This window comes from Gimesia panareensis, from assembly GCF_007748155.1.
In the GTDB taxonomy this organism is placed as follows: domain Bacteria; phylum Planctomycetota; class Planctomycetia; order Planctomycetales; family Planctomycetaceae; genus Gimesia; species Gimesia panareensis.
In genome coordinates this window covers 7211874-7227975 of sequence record NZ_CP037421.1, presented here as the reverse complement: position 1 = coordinate 7227975, position 16102 = coordinate 7211874, and the positions used below count along the sequence as shown (strand labels likewise).

At 52.9% G+C, this 16102-nt stretch carries 11 protein-coding genes; all 11 read left to right on the top strand.

Annotated elements, in window-relative coordinates; translation table 11 throughout:
• The first annotated feature begins 38 nt into the window (after positions 1–38).
• The 11 genes from rplL (at position 39) to rplB (ending at position 16069) form a co-directional block, all read left to right on the top strand.
• The gene (rplL, locus tag Enr10x_RS27230; RefSeq protein ID WP_145452158.1) at positions 39–452 is read left to right on the top strand and encodes a 50S ribosomal protein L7/L12; all 414 of its coding nucleotides are present in this window, start codon (positions 39–41) and stop codon (positions 450–452) included.
• A 538-nt stretch (positions 453–990) separates the two neighbouring features.
• Positions 991–4704 (top strand): DNA-directed RNA polymerase subunit beta, encoded by a 3714-nt coding sequence (gene rpoB / locus Enr10x_RS27225; protein WP_145452156.1) that lies wholly within the window; start codon positions 991–993, stop codon positions 4702–4704.
• Positions 4705–4800: 96 nt separating this feature from the next.
• Entirely contained in the window at positions 4801–9168 is a 4368-nt protein-coding gene (rpoC, locus tag Enr10x_RS27220; RefSeq protein ID WP_145452155.1) for a DNA-directed RNA polymerase subunit beta', read from the top strand.
• Between the two features lie 223 nt (positions 9169–9391).
• Positions 9392–9763, top strand: coding sequence for a 30S ribosomal protein S12 (rpsL, locus tag Enr10x_RS27215; protein WP_145114887.1), 372 nt, complete (start codon positions 9392–9394; stop codon positions 9761–9763).
• A 97-nt stretch (positions 9764–9860) separates the two neighbouring features.
• Positions 9861–10340 (top strand): 30S ribosomal protein S7, encoded by a 480-nt coding sequence (rpsG, locus tag Enr10x_RS27210; protein ID WP_145114884.1) that lies wholly within the window; start codon positions 9861–9863, stop codon positions 10338–10340.
• A gap of 183 nt (positions 10341–10523) precedes the next feature.
• Positions 10524–12623 carry an elongation factor G gene (gene fusA / locus Enr10x_RS27205; RefSeq protein WP_145114881.1) on the top strand — a complete coding sequence of 700 codons (2100 nt, stop codon included), beginning with the start codon at positions 10524–10526 and terminating at the stop codon, positions 12621–12623.
• 272 nt (positions 12624–12895) lie between these two features.
• Positions 12896–13228 (top strand): 30S ribosomal protein S10, encoded by a 333-nt coding sequence (gene rpsJ, locus Enr10x_RS27200; protein WP_145044987.1) that lies wholly within the window; start codon positions 12896–12898, stop codon positions 13226–13228.
• A gap of 166 nt (positions 13229–13394) precedes the next feature.
• Positions 13395–14084 (top strand): 50S ribosomal protein L3, encoded by a 690-nt coding sequence (gene rplC, locus Enr10x_RS27195; protein ID WP_145452153.1) that lies wholly within the window; start codon positions 13395–13397, stop codon positions 14082–14084.
• A 52-nt stretch (positions 14085–14136) separates the two neighbouring features.
• On the top strand, positions 14137–14766 hold the full coding sequence (gene rplD, locus Enr10x_RS27190) for a 50S ribosomal protein L4 (protein ID WP_145452151.1): 630 nt from the start codon (positions 14137–14139) through the stop codon (positions 14764–14766).
• 54 nt (positions 14767–14820) lie between these two features.
• A complete protein-coding gene (gene rplW, locus Enr10x_RS27185) occupies positions 14821–15129 on the top strand; it encodes a 50S ribosomal protein L23 (protein WP_145452149.1) in 309 nt (102 codons plus the stop codon).
• An 82-nt stretch (positions 15130–15211) separates the two neighbouring features.
• Positions 15212–16069, top strand: a complete 858-nt coding sequence (gene rplB, locus Enr10x_RS27180; protein ID WP_145452147.1) for a 50S ribosomal protein L2 — start codon at positions 15212–15214, stop codon at positions 16067–16069.
• The last annotated feature ends 33 nt before the right edge of the window (positions 16070–16102 follow it).

Genomic DNA, 16102 nt, shown 5'->3' with positions numbered 1-16102 from the left:
AGATTTTTTTTACGCATTCGTGCGAAAGGAAAGAGAAGATGGCGACAGCCGAAGCAACAACTGAATTTGGTGATGAAACCAAAGAACTGGGCGACAAAATTGCTGGATTGACTCTGCTCCAGGCTAAAGAACTGGCTGATTACCTCGACGAAGTTCATGGAATCAAAGCTGCTGCCGGTGGTGCTGTCATGATGGCTGGCCCAGCAACCGCTGGCCCTGGTGAAGAAGCCGCTGAAGAAAAGACCGAATTCGACGTCATTCTGACCGGATTCGGCGAAAACAAGATCCCCGTGATTAAAGTCGTTCGTGGCGCCACAGGCCTGGGCCTGAAGGAAGCCAAAGATCTGGTCGAAGGTGCTCCGAAACCACTGAAGGAAGGTGTCTCTAAAGAAGACGCTGAAGCTCTGGTTAAGGAAGTCGAAGAAGCAGGCGGTTCTGCTGAAGTTAAGTAAATCGTCGCTGAGGAAAAAGCCATCTGGATCGAACCTGTGCTGAAGCAAGCTTTGGCACAGGTTGATCTTGTGTATGTGTGTATATTTATATGGTTTTTTTCCGCGTGCAATTGAAGTGTTCTGTTACACAGTTTAGAATAAACTCTTGCTGGTTGCGGTGCGGTAGTGTGTTGTTGCGCTGGACTGGTAGTGGTTGGTTGTCTGTTTTCAGAAATGCGTTGCTTGATTGCACGTCATACTGCTTTTCGATTTATTTCCGTAAGTTTCTCTGCTTCGATCAGTCATCGTGTCAGTCCCTATGGTCTAAGCAATCGACTCATTGTACTCTCTTTTGAATAGCTAAAGTAGTATTGAGCGATTTATCAGGCTTTAATTTCGTCGAGCGATTCGCTTTTCATGCAGCAGTCGGGGCTGTATTCTCTCGAGGTACGCGCTGCGGTTCCTCGCTATTCATGGTATGTGCTCTCTCCAGCCGCGTGAGTGGTCTGCGCGGGGCAATCCTACATCTGGCACCAGGTAAGTAGAAAAGATCATCTTAATGCCGATTCCAGCACAGCGAACGATTCCCACTCAAACTGTTAAAAATTTTGGTACCATTGAGCATAGTTTTGAATTGTCTGATCTGACCCAGATTCAGACCGACTCCTATGCAAATTTCCTTCAGGCTGACAAGTCTCCCCGGGAACGGAAGAACCAGGGTCTGGAAGAAATTCTCCGCGAAGTCTTTCCGATCGAAAGTTATCAGGGACAGTATCAGTTGGAATACGTGAAGTATGAACTGGGCAAGCCCCGTTATACTCCAACCGAATGCCGTCAGCTGCGACTGACTTATGGTCGTCCCTTCCGCGTCTGGCTGCGTCTGGTGAAAGAGCAGCCGATCGAAGAAGAGGTCTACCTCGGCGATCTGCCGGTGATGATTGGCGGTGGAGAGTTCATTATTAACGGTGCCGAACGGGCGATCGTCAGTCAGTTGCACCGTTCTCCCGGCGTGGACTTTGTCCTCAGTTCCGAACCAGGTGAAAAGAAAGAATATTCCTGCCGCGTGATTCCGGAACGGGGCAGCTGGATCGAGCTGGTTGTCGGTAAGAAGGATACGCTCGGGGTTCGCATCGACCAGAGCGGTAAGTTCTCTGCGATGACCCTGCTGCGGGCAATGTCGAAAGATTATTCTTCCGATACCGATCTGGTAAAACTGTTCTACGATACCAAATCCGAAAAGATCACCAAGAGTGCTGCAGAGAAGCTGGTTGGCAAGATCGTTGCCGAAGATGTGATCTACCCCGCCGGCAGTGATCGCTGTGGTGAGATTATTCTGGACTGCTGTGGCACGATCACCGAAGAGCTGGCAGAAGAAATCTGTGAGTCCGGCGTGAAGACTGTCGAGGTTGTGGATGAAGTCAATGACCTGCTGGTGCTGCAGAGCATCGCAGAGGATCCGACGGTCACCCACGAAGAAGCCCTGCTGCGAATCTATTCGCGACTGCGTCCAGGCAACCCGCCGCAACTGGAACGTGCGATCGATCTGTTCAAAGAGAAATTCTTTGATGTGAACCGTTACCGTCTGGGACGCGTGGGCCGCTTCCGTATCAACCGGAAGTTCAAGCAGGACGTGCCTGATACGGAAATGACGTTGCGTCCGGAAGACTTCATTAACTCAATCCGCTACCTGGTCCGTCTGCGGGTGGGTGATTCTTCTGCTTACGTCGACGATATCGATAACCTGGGTAACCGCCGTCTGCGCACCATCGATGAACTGGCGTCCGATGAAATCCGCAAAGGATTCCTGAAGCTGCGTCGGACTGTGCAGGAGCGGATGACGCAGAAAGATGTGGAAGAAATGTCTCCCCGGACGCTGATCAATCCCAAGAGCGTTTCCGCGGCAATTGATTTCTTCTTCGGCCGGAGTGAACTTTCACAGGTGGTCGACCAGACCAACCCGCTGTCCATGCTGACTCACGAACGTCGTTTGAGTGCTCTGGGGCCGGGCGGTCTGAACCGGAAACGTGCCGGCTTCGAAGTGCGTGACGTCCATATTTCTCACTACGGTCGTATCTGTCCGATTGAAACTCCTGAAGGTACCAACATCGGTCTGATTTCCAGTTTGAGTATCTACTCGAAGGTAGACGACTACGGCTTCCTCGTGACTCCTTACCGTTATGTCAAAAACGGCAAGTTGACTGATGAAGTGCACTGGATGCGTGCCGACGAAGAAGCGGAAGTGCACGTGGCCCCCGCTGATACCCCTGTGGAAAACGGCAAGTTCACCGAAGATCGTGTGATGGCCCGTTTCCGGGACGACGTGGTCTGGATTGCTGCCGGTGAGGTAGACTACATCGACGTCGACCCTTCCCAGATGGTGGGGATTTCCGCCGGCCTGATTCCGTTCCTCGAACACGACGACGCGAACCGGGCTTTGATGGGATCCAACATGCAACGGCAGGCGGTTCCGCTGCTGATTGCTGAGCCTCCTCTGGTAGGTACCGGCATGGAAGCAGCTGTGGCGCAGAACTCGGGTATGGTGGTTCGTGCTGAGAAAGCCGGAAAGGTGACCTACGTCGACGGAAACCGTGTGGAAGTGGATGGCAAGAAATACCGTCTGCGGAAATACGAAGGCCTCAACGAACGAACCTGTCTGAATCAGACCCCTTGCGTCAGCGTGGGTGATCAGGTCAAGAAAGGCCAGATTCTCTGTGACAGTGCTGCGACTGCAGACGGGCTGCTCTCGCTGGGGCGGAACGTGCTGGTCGGCTTCATGTCGTGGGATGGTTACAACTTTGAAGACGCGATCATTCTCTCCGAACGTCTGGTGAAAGAAGATGTTTACACTTCGATTCACATTGACGAATTCGATGTGGAAATTCGTGAAACCAAACTGGGACGCGAAGAGTTCACTCGCGATATTCCCAACGTCAGCGAAAAGGCGCTGCGGCACATCGGCGAAGACGGGATCATCAAGGTCGGTACCCGTGTCCGCCAGGGAGACATCCTGGTCGGTAAGGTTTCACCAAAGGCTAAAGCCGAGCTGACTCCGGAAGAAAAACTGCTGCACGCGATCTTCGGACGTGCCGGTGAAGATGTGAAGAACGAATCACTCGAGGCATCCAGTGGTGTCGAAGGGATCGTGATTCATACCGAGAAATTCGCCCGTCGAATGAGTCTGACAGACTTCGAACGCAAGCAGTACGACGAAGAACTGAAGAAAGTCGAAGAAGATGGTCATCAGCAGGTGGCTGCCGAATTCCGCGAGTTTCTGAAAGAATTCGAATCGGCACTGGGACAGCCGCTGGTTGATGATGACGGCCGTAAGATCCGTGAAATTACCGAAGACAAGTTCGTCTCTCAGTATGCTCACGACTTCCTGTCGCACCTGGATAACCTCGATATCCGCAGCCCGCAGAAGAAGGCGGACTGTCGGGCTGTGATCGATGACCTGTGGTCGAACGTGGAAGATGTGATCGATACCTGCGATCAGAAGGTCAACAGCATGAAACGCGGCGAAGAGCTGCCCAACGGCGTGCTGCAGATGGTCAAGGTTTACGTGGCTTCCAAGCGGCAGATTTCCGTGGGTGACAAGATGGCTGGTCGTCACGGTAACAAAGGGGTGATCTCCAAAGTTCTGCCGATCGAAGATATGCCCTTCACGGAAGACGGAACGCCGATCGACATCATGCTCAACCCGCTGGGGGTTCCGAGTCGTATGAACGTGGGACAGATTCTGGAAACCCACCTCGGCTGGGCTGCTGAAAAGCATGGTTTCCGTGCGGTCTGTCCGGTCTTCGATGGTGCCCTGGAATCTTCGATTCAGGAATATCTGGAAACCGCCAACCTGCCTGTTGACGGTAAAGCACAGCTGTTCGATGGTCGAACCGGCGAGCCTTACGAACAGAAAACCACGGTCGGCCAGATTTACATGTTGAAACTGCACCACCTGGTGGATGACAAGGTTCATGCCCGTTCTACCGGTCCTTACTCTCTGATTACGCAGCAGCCTCTGGGTGGTAAAGCCCGCTTCGGTGGTCAGCGATTCGGGGAAATGGAAGTCTGGGCGCTGGAAGCATACGGTGCCGCTTACATCCTGCAGGAACTGCTGACTGTCAAGAGTGACGACGTGGAAGGCCGGACCAAGATTTATGAATCGATGGTCAATGGTGAAAATACACTGGAAGCCGGAACGCCCGCCAGCTTCGACGTGCTTAACAATGAAATTCGTGGACTTGGTTTGAATCTACAACTGGAAAAGAATCCTACCTGATGTGATCTCAGCAATGAGACGCGCGGCACGGGTGTGATTTCTTTTTCATGATCAATGTCTGATCATAAATAGTTCAGAAAATAAGGAGCGTGCACAGTGAGTGTTGCACAGACAGCTTACGAGCGAATTAACGATTATGGTTCCGTGAAAATCGGATTGGCCAGTCCACACGACATTCGAAGTTGGTCCTTCGGGGAAGTCAAGAAGCCAGAAACGATTAACTACCGGACCTACCGTCCCGAGCGGGATGGTCTGTTCTGCGAGCGGATCTTCGGGCCTGAAAAAGACTGGGAATGTGCCTGCGGTAAATACCGGGGGATGAAGTACAAGGGCATGATCTGCGATCGCTGTGGCGTGAAAGTGACTCACAGCCGCGTGCGAAGAAAGCGTATGGGACACATTGAGCTGGCTGCACCGATCGTGCATATCTGGTTCTTCAAATCCATGCCCAGCCGCCTGGGTGCCCTGCTGAACATGAAGACCACTGCCCTGGAAAAAGTGATTTACTTCCAGGACTACGTGGTCACCGATCCCGGCGATACCCCGCTGGAAATGTGCCAGACGATGACCGAAGAGGAAGCCCGTCAGAATCAGGCCAAGTACGGTCCCGGTTCCTTCGAGATCGAAATGGGTGCCGAAGCGATCAAGAAGCTGCTGATGAGCCTGAACCTGGTTGAGCTTTCCGAGCAGCTCCGCAAGGACCTGTTCGAAACCAATAGTCAGCAGAAACGCAAGGATTTCATCAAGCGGTTGAAGATTGTGGAGTCGCTGCGGGACAGTGATAACCGTCCGGAATGGATGGTGCTGGAAGTGATCCCTGTAATTCCTCCGGACCTGCGTCCGCTGGTGCTGCTGGATTCCGGCAACTTTGCTACCAGTGACCTGAACGACCTGTATCGCCGGATTATCAACCGGAACAACCGATTGAAGAAGCTGGTCGATCTAAACGCACCAGAAGTGATCGTGCGCAACGAAAAGCGTATGCTGCAGCAGTCTGTCGACGCCCTGTTTGACAACAACCGCTGCAAGCGTCCCGTGCTGGGGTCCTCGAATCGTCCGCTCAAATCTTTGACTGACATGATCAAAGGAAAGCAGGGGCGTTTCCGTGAAAACCTGCTCGGTAAACGTGTTGACTATTCTGCCCGTAGTGTGATCGTGGTGGGACCGGAACTGAAACTGCATCAGTGCGGTCTGCCCAAGAAGATCGCTCTGGAGCTGTTCCAGCCGTTTATTATCCGTCGTCTGAAAGACAGCGGGCACGCCGATACGATCAAGTCGGCCAAGCGGATGCTGGAGCGTAAAGATGAGGACGTGTGGGACATCCTGGATGAAGTGATTCAGAACCACCCGGTCCTGTTGAACCGGGCACCGACACTGCACCGCATGGGGATTCAGGCGTTTGAGCCGATCCTGGTGGAAGGAAACGCGATCCGCGTCCATCCGCTGGTGTGTGGTGGGTTCAATGCTGACTTCGACGGCGACCAGATGGCGGTTCACCTGCCTCTATCCATCGAAGCCCAGGTGGAAGCCACAACCCTGATGCTCTCGACCAACAATATCTTCAGTCCTTCAGACGGGGCACCGATCATTCGTCCTTCACAGGATATCGTGATGGGTTGTTACTACCTAACGCTCAAGAAGGCGGAGCGGGTGGGCGAAGGCATGGTCTTCTCCAATGTGAATGAGGTGCACGCTGCGTTCCAGCAGAAGAAAGTGGATCGCCATGCGATTATCAAGGTCCGCATGCCTTCCGATAAACGGATCAAAGGCGAAGGGTCTGATGACTTCAAGATGGGTGGTCTGATCGAAACGACCACGGGCCGCGTGATCTTCAACGACATTCTGCCCAAGAAGATGGCCTACTACAACCTGACCATGAAAGGGCGTGACCTGTCGGCCGTGATTTCCGACTGTTACCTGGAGCTGGGACGTCGGGAAACGATCAACCTGCTCGACAAGATGAAAGAAACCGGTTTCCGGGAATCAACGCTCAGTGGTCTGTCATTCGCGACCAGCGACCTGAAAACCGCCCCGAACAAAGGGAAGGTGATCGCTGATTCGGAAAAGACCGTTCTGCAGAAAAACAAGTTGTACGATCGTGGTCTGATTACCTCCGAAGAGCGTTATAACCAGGTGCTCGATACCTGGACCCACGCTCGTGAGCAGATTACCGAATCGATGATGCACGAACTGGAAAACGATTATCGTGAAGACGGGAAGTATGTGAACCCGATTTACCTGATGTCGAATTCCGGTGCTCGTGGTGGTATCGAACAGATGCGCCAGCTCGGTGGTATGCGTGGTCTGATGGCCAAACCAAGTGGTGAAATCATCGAGACGCCGATCAAGGCGAATTTCCGTGAAGGTCTGACCGTACTGGAGTACTTCAGTTCGACTCACGGTGCTCGTAAAGGTCTGGCGGATACCGCTCTGAAAACAGCGGACTCCGGTTACCTGACCCGTAAACTGGCAGATATCTGTCAGAACGTGGTGGTGACCGAACATGACTGTGGTACGACCCAGGGCATGACCCGTGGTGTGGTTTATCGTGGTGAGAAGGTGGAAATGAGTCTGACCGACGCGATCCGTGGTCGCGTGAGCCGGACCAACATCGTGGACCCGATCACCGACGAAGTCATTGTCCGTGAAAATGAAATGATTACCGTGGATATCGCCCGGCGGATTGAAAGCATGGGTCTGGAAAAGATCCAGGTGCGCAGCCCGATGACCTGCGAATCCTCACTGGGGATCTGTCGTCTGTGTTACGGGATGGACCTCTCTACCGGTTCGCTGGTCGAAGAAGGTCTGGCGGTGGGTATCATCGCTGCCCAGAGTGTGGGTGAGCCCGGTACTCAGCTGACGATGCGTACCTTCCACATTGGTGGTACTGCTTCCCGTGAAGTGGAAGAGAGTGAAATCCGCACCCGTCGTGCCGGTAAAGTGACCTTTGCCCGCATCCGGACCGTGGTCAACAACGAAGGCATGAGCGTCGTGCTGACCCGAAACGGTGAAGTGGTGGTCAACGATCCCAAGGGACGTGAGCTGGAACGCTACACGATTCCCAACGGTGCAACCCTGCGGGTTGCTGAAGGGGATGAAGTCGCTGAAGGCCAGGTCATCTGTCAGTGGGACCCCCACTCGATTTCCATCCTGGCCGAAGTTGGTGGTCGCGTCCGCTTCGAAGAGTGTGTGGAAGGCAAAACGATCCGCACCGACAAGGATGCCAGTGGTTACGTTCGCCGTTCGATTATCGAGCACAAAGGGGAACTGCATCCGCAGATTATTATCGAAGACGGTACGGGCAAGATTCTGGACTTCTACTACCTGCCTGAAAAGGCGAGTATCGAAGTGGAAGAAGGCCAGCAGATTACCGCAGGTACGGTCGTCGCGAAGAACCCCCGTGAGTCTTCCGGTACGCAGGACATCACCGGTGGTCTGCCGCGTGTGACCGAGCTGTTTGAAGCCCGTCGTCCGAAAGATCCTTCGGTGCTGGCGGAAATCGATGGTGAAGTCGAGTTCGTACCTGAGAAGAAACGTGGTAAGCGAATCGTGATTGTGCGCGGGGAAGACGGCACCGAAGTCGAGCATGTTATTCCTCACGGTAAGCACCTGCTGGTACACGCGGGTGACCTCGTGAAAGCGGGTGACGCACTGGTGCGTGGTCCGCTGGTGCCGCACGACATTCTCCGCGTCAGTGGTACCGAAGCCGTGCAGCAGTACCTGCTGCATGAAATTCAAAACGTGTATCGTGCACAGCGTGTGACGATTGACGATAAGCATCTGGAAATTATTATTTCCCGGATGTTGAGCAAGGTGCTGGTGGAAGATGTGGGTGATACCAATCTGCTGCCGGGCATCGTACTGGATAAGCTGACCTTCCAGAAGATCAACGAAGAGACCAGTGCCTGTGTGAAGGTCGTCGATTCCGGCGACACAGACTTCCAGCCAGGCGACCTGGTACCTCTGGCGACGATCGAAGAAGTGAATGCCCAGGTGGAACTGGCCGGTCAGGGACCTGCCAGCTTTGCGAAACCGCGGCCGGCTTCGGCCAGTTCGCAGCTGCTGGGGATTACCAAGGCTTCGGTTCAGAGTGAGAGCTTCATCTCGGCAGCCAGCTTCCAGGAAACCACCAAGGTATTGACCGAAGCGGCTCTGGCCGGTCGGGTCGACTACCTGGTCGGTCTGAAGGAAAATGTGATTCTCGGTCACCTGGTTCCCGCGGGGACCGGGTTCTATCAGCACCAGACTGCCGAAGTTCGGATTCGTCCCGAGGCACTGGAAGAGCTGAAAGCTGAGAAGGAACGGATTCTGGCAGCTCGCATGAGTCTGCTGAATGAGGTCCAGCCTGATAAGCCGGTTCCTCTGGGAGGGGGGCAGGATGCAGATGAGTATGGGCAGGGGGGAGCAGATTCTTCCCTGGACAGCACTCCGCCAAGCCCCAGCCCGAATCCCTACGATGAGTAAGGAAAATGTCTCTTTTCTGCAGTGAAAAGTGTCTTTGGCACTGATCCCGATTTGGATCTGTCGTGAGACTTGACGGATGCCTGCAGGCTGGATACATTGTCCCGTTCCTAACTCTGGCAACAGGGAATTAATAGCGATAATTAGTGGCCATATGTTACGATGGCTGCACGTAAATAGATGTTATTATTGAAGTTCAAGCATTGAACGCAGATGGGTTATCTCGATGCCAACGATTAATCAATTGATTCGTAAACCAAGAAAAAAGCAGACTTCGAAGAGTAAGACTCCGCTGCTGGAAGGTTGCCCTCAGAAACGTGGGGTTTGTCTGCAGGTCAAAACCGTAACGCCGAAAAAGCCGAACTCGGCTCTGCGTAAGGTTGCCCGTGTTCGTCTTTCGAACGGCAAAGAATTGACCGCTTACATTCCCGGTGAAGGCCATAACCTGCAGGAGCACTCGATTGTGCTGGTGCGTGGCGGTCGTGTTCGCGACTTGCCTGGTGTGCGTTACAAAGTGATTCGTGGTGTGCTGGATACCCTGGGTGTCAATGATCGTCGTCAGGCACGTAGCCGCTATGGAACCAAACGCCCCAAATAAGTGTCTGGTCTTAACTACATATAAGTTTCACACAGTTTGATTACATCCTTCAGTACCTGGTAGAGGTGCTGAAACTAATGTCAGAGGAAAAGTTGGAATGGGCAAGAAGTTTACAGCCAGTGCGACTCAGCTGAAGCCAGATCCGCGGTTTAATTCGCTGCTGGCCTCCAAGTTTGTTAACTGTCTGATGCATGATGGCAAAAAGAGCATTGCTCAAAACGTATTTTACGCAGCTCTGGACCGCATTAAAGAGCGGGTTCCCGATGCTGAGCCGATCGAAGTTTTCACCCAGGCTGTCGAAAATGTGAAGCCCAGCGTGGAAGTCCGGTCGAAGCGTGTTGGTGGTGCAACCTACCAGGTACCGACTCCCGTCAATCCCAAGCGTCAGCAGACTCTGGCGATTCGCTGGATTCTGGCTGCGATTCGTGGCAAGAAGGGGCGTCCGATGGAAGTTCGTCTGGCTGACGAAATTCTGTCTGCACACAAAAAAGAAGGTACTGCCATCACTACTCGTGAGAATATTCATCGTATGGCTGAAGCGAACAAGGCATTTGCTCACTTCGCCTTCTCACGCTAAGGCAAAGCCAAGTAACGATCAATTAGGCGCACTGGTACTGGTCTCACGACTATTGCCTGTTGCGCCTTTTTTTTTTGTAGATTGAAAAAGTCTGAAGTCAGCTGGCAGTGGGGGCGAATTGGGCTTTCGTCAGTTGTGTTGTTGTTATTGTGATTTAATTACAGTTGGAATGGCAGGTTCAGGATGTCGACTTCAATAGATCAGATCAGAAACATTGGGATCATCGCGCACATCGACGCCGGTAAGACGACGACCACCGAGCGGATTTTGTATTATGCAAAATTTCTGCACAGGCCCGGTGGTGTGGATGAAGGTACGACTGCAACCGACTTCGATGAAGAGGAGGCAAAGCGGGGGATTACGATTTACTCTGCGGCGATTACCTGCAAGTGGAAGGGGCATACGGTCAATATCATCGACACTCCGGGGCACGTCGACTTTACGGCTGAGGTGGAGCGGAGCCTGCGCGTGCTGGATGGTGCCGTCGTGGTTTTCAGTGCGATGGAAGGGGTCGAAGCGCAAAGCGAAACCGTCTGGCGGCAGGCGGATAAGTATAATGTGCCCCGGATCTGTTTTATCAACAAGATGGACCGCATCGGCGCCAGTTTTAAGCGGACGTTTGATGAAATCAAGCGGCGTTTGCGGGCCAATCCCGTGGCGCTGCAGATTCCCATTGGTGAGGGAACCACTTCGACGGGCGATTCGTTTACCGGGGTGATTGACCTGATCCGGATGGAGGCCCTGTATTACGATCAGGAGTCGATGGGCGATAAATTCGAGGTACAGGAAATTCCGGAGGCCTATCTGGAGCAGGCGCAGGAATGGCGGAGCAGGCTGCTGGAGTCAGTCGCGGAACTGGATGAAGAGGTCCTGGAGCAGTATTACGAAACGGAAGATATTGCCGAAGATGTGATTTTGCGACTACTGCGGGAGGCGACACTCAAGGGGGATCTGCAGCCGACGTTTTGTGGTTCTTCGCTGAATTATATCGGGGTGCAGCCGGTGCTGGATGGAGTAACTCATTTCCTGCCCAGCCCCCTGGACCGTCCGCCGGTCGAAGGGATTAATCCTCAGCCCAAAAAGCGGGGAGGTGAAGCGGGAGAGCATGAAACGCGCGGTCCGAGTGTCGAAGATCCAATGTGTGGCCTGGTTTTCAAGATTCAGGCGGACAAACATGGCGATCTGTGTTTTATGCGTGTTTATTCCGGGCAGCTGAAAAGCGGTAGTCGCCTGTTGAATCCACGAACCGGGAAGAAAGAGCTCGTCAGTCAATTGTGGCGTGTGCAGGCGGGGGCCCGGGAAAAAGTGGAGACCGACAGTATTGATGCCGGCGATATCATCGGCGTCATTGGGCCAAAGGAAGCGGTGACCGGGGATACGCTGTGCGATATCCGCCATCCGATTCTGCTGGAGAGTATTTCGTTCCCGGAGACTGTGATTTCCATGGCGGTCGAGCCGGAGTCGAGTGCCGACCGGAAGAAGCTGGAGGAGACATTGCAGAAGCTGTCGCGCCAGGATCCGACATTCAAGGCGGTAGCCAATGAAGAGACAGGGCAGACCATCGTTTCCGGGATGGGCGAATTGCACCTCGAAGTGTTGCGGAACCGGATGCAGAAGGAATTCAACCTGAGCGTGCGGGTGCATAAGCCGCGGGTGAGTTATCGCGAAACAGTCTCCGCTGCCGTGGAGAAGGCAGTGGAGTTCAATCGTCCTTCCGCAAACGGCAACATGTATTTCAAAGTCAAGCTGCGGCTGGAGCCGTTCAAGGGGGATCAGCCCATTTCAATTGTCAGTAATTTGAAGCCGGGTGAGCTGGATCCTGAGATGGAAAAAGAACTGATGGAGACGCTGCGGTTAGGCGTGGATGGGGGTGGCCAGGTTGGTTTCCCGCTGATGAATGTGCAGTTTGTCGTGCTGGATGCGCAGGCCCGGGAAGGGGAGACAAATGATGTCGCGGTGGAGGCTGCGACCTCTGAGGCGCTGCATGGGTGCATCATGGACGCGAAAATTCAGCTGCTTGAGCCGATCATGAAAATGGAAGTGGTGACTCCCGATGAGTTTCGCGGAAATATCCAGGCGGATCTCAGTTCCCGTAATGCGAATGTGCTCAATAGCGAGTGGCGTGGTGATCTGTGTGTGATGGAGGTCGAGGCGCCACTGTCGCAATTGTTTGGTTATTCTACCCAGATTCGCAGCCTGTCACAGGGGCGTGCCTCGTTCTCGATGGAGCCTTTGAAGTATGCGGCAGCACCGCCGAGTGTTTTAAAAGAGATGATTGGATAATTTTTAAAAATTTGAGACGTGGCAGCCTTGGTATCCAGCGGGTGAAAGTGTAACTTGTCACGTCTACGAATTTGAAAGTTGCCAGGCAGGTTTCAAATGAACAGTAGGTGAGTTGCTTTTTCTGCCAGGAAGTCAGAATTTCAAAAAAAGCATTTTCTGCTTTGTTGGGGTTGTTGACAAGCGGCAGGGCTCTCATTACTATTGCTCGCTTCCCTGTGCGAGAAAAGTGTCTAAACAGGGTCTGAGTCTTATTTTAATGAAGGAAATTATTGGTGGCCGTTGCGAGTCAAGAGCGAATTCGAATTCGCATGGAAGCTTATGATCACTCCGTTTTGGATCAGTCGGCAGCAGATATTGTTGATACCGCGAAGCGAACCGGTGCGATCGTGCATGGCCCTATTCCTCTGCCAACGCGGGTTGAGCGATATACGGTTCTGAAGGGGCCGCACATCGACAAGAAATCTCGTGAGCAGTTTGAAATTCGGACTCATAAGCGTTTGGTTGATATTTTGTCTCCAACCGGCAAGACGATTGATGCTTTAAACAAATTGTCTCTGCCTGCTGGGGTTGATATTAAAATTAAGGCGTCCGCTGGCGGAAACTAGTTCTTTCAAGGTTTTCGTTATGATGCTCGCAGGTCTGGTATTGCGCCGGATTTGCTTGATTGGTTAGGGATCCGGCGATCGAATCGCTGGTGGTGCTATGCTTCTTCCTTTCCCCTTCGGGCGGATTTCGTAGAGGCTTTGTTCCCGTTGTTTAAGGGTGATAAGTATGCCTGTCGGTCTACTGGGTAAAAAGGTCGGAATGACGCAAGTTTATGATGATGGGATTCTGGTTCCTGTCACTGTGATTCAGGCTGGTCCTTGCCATGTTCTGCAAGTGCGTACGTTGGACACCGATGGGTACGAGGCGGTTCAGGTTGGCTTTGATGATAAGCCCCGCCGGTTGTCTGCCCGCAGCGAACGTGGTCATGTGGCTGCACTGGACAGTAAGCGTCAGAAGAAACGTTCTGAGGCTGGTGTCGCTGTGGCTGAAAAGGCCGGCTGTGAGCCCAAGCGATTTATTAAAGAATTTCGCGTTGATGGTGAAGATCATGGCTGCGAAGTGGGCAATGAACTGACCGTTTCGCTGTTCAATGAAGTCTCTCATATCGATGTGATCGGCACGAGCAAGGGTCGTGGTTTTGCCGGGGTTATGAAGCGGCATAATTTCTCGGGGCAGCGAGCTTCTCATGGTGTGAAGCGGGTCCATCGTCATGGTGGTTCAATCGGCATGAGTGCCGATCCTTCACGCGTGTTGAAGGGGACCCGGATGGGTGGTCGCTATGGTGGCAAGCAGATTACTGTCAGACATTTGAAGGTTGTCCGCGTTGATGAAGAGAATGGCCTGCTCCTGGTGCGTGGGGCTGTGCCGGGTCCTAACGGCGGCGATCTCGTCATTCGTCATACTAACAAATATTAAATCGGGTGTATGAAGTAGTTACCTGATTCTGCCTTACATAAATGGTGTCGAAATGATTTCTGTAGCAATTCAAGATAAAGCTGGCAAAGAAGTGGGCAAGTACGAATTCGAGTCCACGGATCTGGCCAGTGGTATCAATCGCCAGTTGCTCCACGATGTGGTTGTGATGTACCAGGCGAACAAGCGGATCGGGTCTTCCAAGACTAAGAGCCGTGGTATGGTGGCTGGTAGCACCAAGAAGCTGTATCGCCAGAAAGGAACTGGTCGGGCACGGGCTGGTGCGATCCGGACTCCCGTTCGTCGCGGTGGTGGCCATACCTTTGCGAAGACTCCTAAAGACTGGAGCTATCGTCTCCCCAAAAAGGCGATCAAACTGGCTACGCGGATGGCGATTCTGAGTAAGTTCGAAGATGAGCAGGTGACATTGCTCGACGAGTTGGCTCTGGAAGTACCAAAAACAAAAGAAGTGGCCGGTGTGCTGAAAGCTTTGGGGCTGACAGGCACCAGCTGTCTGCTGACGGTTGATGGCCACGATCCTGTCGTGTGGAAGTCGGCCCGCAATATTGCCGGGGTGCAGATTTCTCCCGCCAGCGATCTGAATGCATACGATGTTCTGCACCAGCGGCAGATGGTGCTGACCAAGTCAGCCCTGGATCAGCTGCTCGGTCGGAATGAAGGTTAATTAGAAGAAGTACTTGGTTTAAATAATCCAGTCTGGATATAGAGGTTTACAGTTATGTCGGATGGTTCAAACAAAGGCGTTCAGCTGGAGCCGTATCAGGTCGTCATCCGGCCATTGGTGACAGAAAAAGGGACTCACCAGTCCGAGACTTACAATGCATACACGTTTGTTGTCGATAAGTCGGCGACAAAAACGGATATCAAAAAAGCGGTATCTGATTTATGGAATGTGCGTGTGGTTTCCGTGCGGACACAGAACCGGGGCGGAAAGCCGCGTCGCCATCGATATAAAGTTGGTTATACAAAATCCTGGAAAAAGGCAATCGTCGAGCTGCACGAAGATGATCGTATTTCATTCTTCTAAGCCGCAGCTTGAACTGAACTCCGTTTAAAAGACAGATTGTGAACCGGTTTTTGAAACCAGCAGATCAATGAGGAAATAAATTATGGGAATCCGATTCTACAAGCCAACAACACCAGGTCGGCGTGGTGCGTCGGTGAGCGATTTTGAGGCGATTACTGATCGTAAGAAGGCTCCTGAAAAATCCCTGCTTACACGATACAAGAAAAAAGGTGGTCGGAACAATCAGGGTGTGATCACTGCCCGTCATCGTGGTGGTGGACACAAGCGGATGTACCGTTTGATTGACTTCCGTCGCAATAAGGATGGTGTACCTGCCAAGGTGAATGGGGTTGAATACGATCCCAACCGTTCTGCCCGGATTGCACTCTTGCACTATGTTGATGGTGAAAAGCGTTACATCCTGGCACCGGAAGGTCTGACTGCCGGCGACACTGTCGTCAGTGGTGATAAAGTAGAGCCTAACGTAGGGAACTGTATGCCTCTGGCGAACATTCCACTGGGCTCAACCGTTCATAATGTTGAAATGCAGCCAGGTCGTGGCGGACAGTTGTGCCGGAGTGCCGGTACTTCAGCTGTGCTGAACGCTCGCGAAGAGAACTGGGCTCAGATCACTCTGCCATCCGGCGAAGTGCGTCGTGTTCCCAGTTCCTGCCGGGCTACGATCGGCGAAATTGGAAACTCGGAACATACAAAAGTTGTGCTGGGTAAAGCAGGCCGTAAACGCTGGATGGGGCGTCGTCCTCACGTGCGTGGTACCTGTATGAACCCGGTAGCACACCCGATGGGTGGTGGTGAAGGTCGTAACTCCGGGGGACGTCATCCCTGTAGTCCGACCGGTAAGCTTGCCAAAGGCGGAAAGACCCGCAAGAGGAAGAAAGCTTCATCAAAGGCCATTATCCGGCGTCGTAAATCGCGTCGTTATGGCCAGCTGAAACTCTGACGTTGTGTTTTGAACTGATTAAAAAATAACTAT

Coding starts and splice junctions, on each gene's coding strand:
- rpoB (WP_145452156.1), top strand. CDS start 991: ATGCCGATTCCAGCACAGCGAACGATTCCCACTCAAACTGTTAAAAAT.
- rpsG (WP_145114884.1), top strand. CDS start 9,861: ATGGGCAAGAAGTTTACAGCCAGTGCGACTCAGCTGAAGCCAGATCCG.
- rplL (WP_145452158.1), top strand. CDS start 39: ATGGCGACAGCCGAAGCAACAACTGAATTTGGTGATGAAACCAAAGAA.
- rplD (WP_145452151.1), top strand. CDS start 14,137: ATGATTTCTGTAGCAATTCAAGATAAAGCTGGCAAAGAAGTGGGCAAG.
- rplC (WP_145452153.1), top strand. CDS start 13,395: ATGCCTGTCGGTCTACTGGGTAAAAAGGTCGGAATGACGCAAGTTTAT.
- rplB (WP_145452147.1), top strand. CDS start 15,212: ATGGGAATCCGATTCTACAAGCCAACAACACCAGGTCGGCGTGGTGCG.
- fusA (WP_145114881.1), top strand. CDS start 10,524: ATGTCGACTTCAATAGATCAGATCAGAAACATTGGGATCATCGCGCAC.
- rpsL (WP_145114887.1), top strand. CDS start 9,392: ATGCCAACGATTAATCAATTGATTCGTAAACCAAGAAAAAAGCAGACT.
- rplW (WP_145452149.1), top strand. CDS start 14,821: ATGTCGGATGGTTCAAACAAAGGCGTTCAGCTGGAGCCGTATCAGGTC.